Source organism: Finegoldia magna, assembly GCF_018371055.1.
Classification (GTDB): domain Bacteria; phylum Bacillota; class Clostridia; order Tissierellales; family Peptoniphilaceae; genus Finegoldia; species Finegoldia magna_I.
The window spans coordinates 1-1417 of sequence record NZ_JAGYZD010000329.1; the positions used below are offsets into that span (position 1 = coordinate 1).

The window sequence follows — 1417 nt, forward strand, 5'->3', positions numbered from 1 at the left end:
TATCGCTGAAATATTGGCAAAAAAATACACAGGAAGGGGAATCGAATACGATGATTTGTACCAAGTCGCATGTATCGGACTAATCCTTGCGATTGACCGTTACGATCCATCAAAAGGCTACGAATTCTCCTCCTATGCAACTCCTACAATAGTCGGAGAAATAAAAAAATATTTCAGGGACAAAGGCTGGGTCATCAGAGTTCCACGCCGTATTCAAGAACTAAACAAAAAGGTTGCAACAGCCAAGACACACCTTGCACAAACAATGCAAAAATCACCAACAGTTGAAGACATCGCAGATTATTTGTCGATATCAAACGAAGAAGTGTTGGAAGTGTTGGAAGGGGCAAAAGTGTACGCTCCACAATCATTGGATCAATCGATCGACCAATCAAGTGATGACAGGGATACTAATCTTAGCGATTTGATTGGAGAAGAAGACAAGGACATGTTGCAGTTTGAAAATAGAGATTTGATTAACAGATGCATGGAGGATTTGAACGAAGTTGAAAAGAAAATTCTTCTTGGAAGATATTTTGATAAGAAAACACAAATCGTGATTGCTGAGGAATTGGATATTTCGCAAATGACTGTCAGCAGAATGGAGAAGAAAATTCTCAAAAAATTCAAGGCGTCACTCAAGGAGCAACTGGAATTTTAAATGGAAATTTTGAGATTTGAAAATGTTAAATTCATGAAAGAGTACGATGATTTTTCTATAGATAAAAACGAAGTAGTTTTCGTTGTGGGTAAGAGTGGAAGCGGCAAATCCACTCTTCTCAAACTTATCAACAACACATTACAACTGAAATCGGGCAGAATTTTCTACAAAGATAAAAATATTTTGAATATCAAACCAGTTGAATTGAGAAGAAACATCATAATGACTTCCCAGGAAAATTTCTTGTTTGATATGACTATAAGAGAGAATTTCCATGAGTTTTACAAGCTACGCGATTTAGAAGAATTAACTGACGAAGAAATCACTAAGTTTTTGAAAATAACTAATTTCGATGTCGATTTGAACCTCAATGTTGAGAAACTTTCCGGAGGAGAAAAGCAAAGGGTGTTCTTGGCGATTGCACTTAGCTTAGATCCTGAGGTTTTGCTTTTGGATGAGCCGACAAGTGCGTTAGATAATAAGACTGCGTTTGATATGATGAAAAATATCGTGAATTATTGCAAACACAACGACATCACACTTGTAGTTGTAACTCACGCTAGACAATTAGTCGACGAATTTGCAGATAAAATAATCGATTTGGGAGAATAAAATGGGAATAATTAAAATACCATGGACTAGGTTCGTTCTGATTTATTTGCTTTTGTTAGTTGTGTTATTCGTAATGAAGAAATGTCGTATCAACAAAACAAAAATGCTAGTTGTAGCAAGTGTTCGTATGACTGTACAACTTAT

The 1417-nt window shown here is 36.0% G+C and carries 3 protein-coding genes; all 3 read left to right on the forward strand.

From position 1 onward, the window contains the following. Positions 1–661, forward strand: a 661-nt coding sequence (locus tag KHW44_RS09615) for a SigB/SigF/SigG family RNA polymerase sigma factor (RefSeq protein WP_304068890.1), incomplete at its 5' end; no start/stop codon positions are given. Then, positions 662–1273, forward strand: a complete 612-nt coding sequence (locus KHW44_RS09620) for an ABC transporter ATP-binding protein (RefSeq protein WP_304068892.1) — start codon at positions 662–664, stop codon at positions 1271–1273. A 1-nt stretch (position 1274) separates the two neighbouring features. Next, a partial coding sequence (locus KHW44_RS09625) for an ABC transporter permease (RefSeq protein ID WP_304068894.1) occupies positions 1275–1417 on the forward strand: 143 nt, incomplete at its 3' end.